Origin of the sequence: Kocuria sp. CCUG 69068 (assembly GCF_020833785.1) — a bacterium.
Taxonomy (GTDB): Bacteria; Actinomycetota; Actinomycetes; order Actinomycetales; family Micrococcaceae; genus Kocuria; species Kocuria rosea.
The window spans coordinates 1-3,197 of sequence record NZ_PDDL01000187.1 but is presented as its reverse complement, the minus strand read 5'-3'; the positions used below and the strand labels follow the sequence as shown (position 1 = coordinate 3,197).

Annotated in this window: 3 protein-coding genes; all 3 read right to left on the bottom strand. The window is 76.4% G+C overall.

Annotated features, from left to right (window positions below; genetic code table 11):
* Positions 1–1,044: AMP-binding protein (locus CRM73_RS18605; RefSeq protein ID WP_229588723.1), on the bottom strand; the 1,044-nt coding region annotated here is incomplete at its 3' end.
* Between the two features lie 71 nt (positions 1,045–1,115).
* Positions 1,116–2,093: a 1,4-dihydroxy-2-naphthoyl-CoA synthase gene (locus CRM73_RS18600; RefSeq protein ID WP_229588722.1), complete on the bottom strand. Its 978-nt coding sequence runs from the start codon at positions 2,091–2,093 to the stop codon at positions 1,116–1,118.
* 110 nt (positions 2,094–2,203) lie between these two features.
* Positions 2,204–3,197: aldolase/citrate lyase family protein (locus tag CRM73_RS18595; protein ID WP_229588721.1), on the bottom strand; the 994-nt coding region annotated here is incomplete at its 5' end.

Genomic DNA, 3,197 nt, shown 5'->3' with positions numbered 1-3,197 from the left:
CTCGAGCTCGGCGCGCAGCCGCCGGCGGTCCGCGCCGGGGGCCGCGACGACCGCCGCCCCGACCGCCTGCCCCCACTCGGGGTCGGGCACGCCGAGCACCAGGGCCTGGCGCACCCCCGGGTGCTCCGTGAGCGCGGCGCTCACGAGCCCCGCGGCGACCTTGACCCCGCCGGTGTTCACCACGTCGTCGACCCGCCCGTGCACCGTGAGCACGCCGTCGGCGGAGATCTCGCCGAGGTCGTCCGTGCGGTACCAGCGGGTCCCGGCGGCCTCCCGGAAGTGCCGTGCGGTCTGCTCCGGGTCCCCGGCGTAGCCGGCGGCGACGACGTCCCCGCCGAGCCAGATCCGGCCCGGCCCGGACCCGCCGGTGACCCCGGGTCGCGGGGCGTCGTCCTCGGCCCCCTCCGTCCCCACGTGCACGGAGACGCCGTCCAGGGGCACGCCGTCGTAGACGCAGCCCCCGCACGTCTCCGACATCCCGTAGGTGACGACCACCCGGACGTTGGCGGCCCGGGCGGCCGCCAGCAGCCGCGGGGGAGCGGCCGAGCCGCCGAGCAGGACCGCGGAGAAGCTCTTCAGCGCGGAGACCGCGTCCCCGTTGCGCACCCCGGACGCCGGTTCCAGGATCCGCTGCAGCTGGGTGGGCACGAGCGAGGTGAAGCGCACGGGGTCCTCCAGCTCCTCGGCCGCCGCCGCGAAGGCCTCCGGGGTGAAGCGGGCCGCGGGGTCGAGGACCACGGGGTCCGTCCCGGCGTAGAGGGAGCGCACGAGCACCTGCACCCCGGCCACGTAGTGGACGGGCAGCGCGAGCAGCCACTGGCCCACCCCGCCGGTGCGCACCGCGGTGGCCATCGAGGACGCCGCGAGCGCGTCCCGGGTGAGGACCGTGCGCTTGGCCCGGCCAGTGGAGCCGGAGGTCCGCACGACGACGGCGGGGCCCTCCCGGCCCAGCGCGCGGGTCAGCGGGGACAGCAGCCGCAGGGGGTCGCCGGGCACGGGCCCGTCGAGGACCACGGCGTCGCCGGGGACGATCAGCTCGGCCATCGCGGCCCTCCTCCTCGCGCCGCCGGTCGGCTCCCGACCCGGGGACGGGTCGTGCACCGGCGGCAGCCGGCCTAGAAGTAGTAGGGGAAGCCGGACCAGTCCGGGTCGCGCTTGCCCAGGAACGCGTCCCGGCCCTCGACGGCCTCGTCGGTCATGTACGCCATCCGGGTCGCCTCGCCGGCGAAGACCTGCTGGCCGACCATCCCGTCGTCGGGCAGGTTGAACGCGAACTTCAGCATCCGGATCGCCTGCGGGGACTGGGCCGCCACGTCCCGGGCGGCGGCGATCGCCGCGTCCTCCAGCTCCGCGTGCGGGACGACCTCGTTGACCGCGCCCATCTCGAGCATCCGCTGCGCGTCGTACTCCCGGGCGAGGAAGAAGATCTCGCGGGCCGCCTTCTGCCCCACCTGCCGGGCGAGCAGCGCGGAGCCGTAGCCGGCGTCGAAGGAGCCGACGGTGGCGTCCGTCTGCTTGAACCGCCCGTGCTCCCGGGACGCGATCGTGAGGTCGCAGACCACGTGCAGGGAGTGCCCGCCGCCCGCGGCCCACCCGGGGACGGCGGCGATGACCACCTTGGGCATGGTGCGGATCAGGCGCTGCACCTCGAGGATGTGCAGCCGCCCGGCGCGGGCCGGGTAGATGCTCTCGGCGGTCTCGCCCCCGGCGTAGCGGTAGCCGTCGCGGCCGCGGATGCGCTGGTCCCCACCGGAGCAGAACGCCCAGCCGCCGTCCTTGGCGGAGGGCCCGTTGCCGGTGAGGACCACGGCGCCCACGTCCGAGCTCATCCGCGCGTGGTCGAGCGCGCGGTAGAGCTCGTCGACGGTGCCCGGCCGGAAGGCGTTGCGCACCTCCGGGCGGTCGAAGGCGATCCGCACCCACGGCAGGTCCCGGAGCACCGCGCCGTCCGCGTCCCGCTCCACACCGCGGTGGTAGGTGAGGTCCTGCAGGTCCTGGAAGCCCTCGACCGTCCGCCACTGCACGGGGTCGAAGAGCTCCGAGACCTGCTCGGGAAGGTGGCTGCTGGCGGGGGTCGGCGTCGCGTCGGTCACGGGTCCGAGTCTACGGGCACTTCTCCGCCGGCCTCGAGCCGGGCCGCCGGACCGTCAGCGACGGTGCGGTGGAGGGCGGGAGGAGAACGCCCCACGACAGCCACCGCCCGTCAGCCCGGGATCGCGCCCGCGGCGCCCGCCAGCAGCGCCCGAACCTCCGCGGCGGACTCGCACGCCAGAGCCCGCCGCGCGAGGTCCTGCGCACCGGCCAGCGTCACGTCCCGCAGCCGCGCCTTGACGAGGGCCACCTGGGTGGGCACCACGCTGAGCTCCTCGACGCCCAGCCCGGCGAGCACCACCGCCGCGGCCGGGTCACCGGCGAGGTCGCCGCACACCGCGACGTGCGTGCCCTCGGGCACCTCGGCGCACACCTGGGACACCAGGTCGAGCACGGCGGGCTGCCGGGCGTCCGCCAGCGCCGAGACCGCGGTGTTGCCCCGCTCGGCGGCCATCGTGTACTGCGCGAGGTCGTTGGTGCCGATGCTCACGAAGTCGAGCCCCTGCGCCACACGGCGGACGGCCAGGGCCGCGGCCGGGACCTCGATCATGACGCCGACCCTCATGCCCGCCGGGCGGCCGCCGATCGCCGAGGAGGCCTCGTCGAGCCGCTCCAGCGCCCACGCCACCTCCTCGGCGGTGCTGACCATGGGGAACATGACGTGCACCGGGTGGTCCCGGGCCACCAGACAGATCGCGGTCAGCTGGTCGCGGAGCACCTCCGGTGCCCGCCGCATGAGCCGGAGCCCGCGCTCGCCGAGGAACGGGTTCGCCTCGTCGGGCGCCGGCAGGAAGGACAGCGGCTTGTCGCCGCCGACGTCCCAGGTGCGGACGGTCACCGGCCGCCCGGCGAACGCCTCGGCGATCCCGGCGAACGCGGCCGCCTGCGCCTCGACCGACGGGGCGTCGTCCAGGTGGCCGAACAGGACCTCCGTGCGCAGCAGCCCGCACCCCTGCGCGCCGAACGCGACGGCCCGGCCGGCGTCGGCAGGCGTCGTGACGTTGGCGAGCACCGGCACCGGGTGGCCGTCCGCCGTCGCGCCCGGTTCGCGGGCGGTGGCCAGGACGCGCTCGGCCTCGACGGCCCGGGCGGCCGACAGCTCGCGG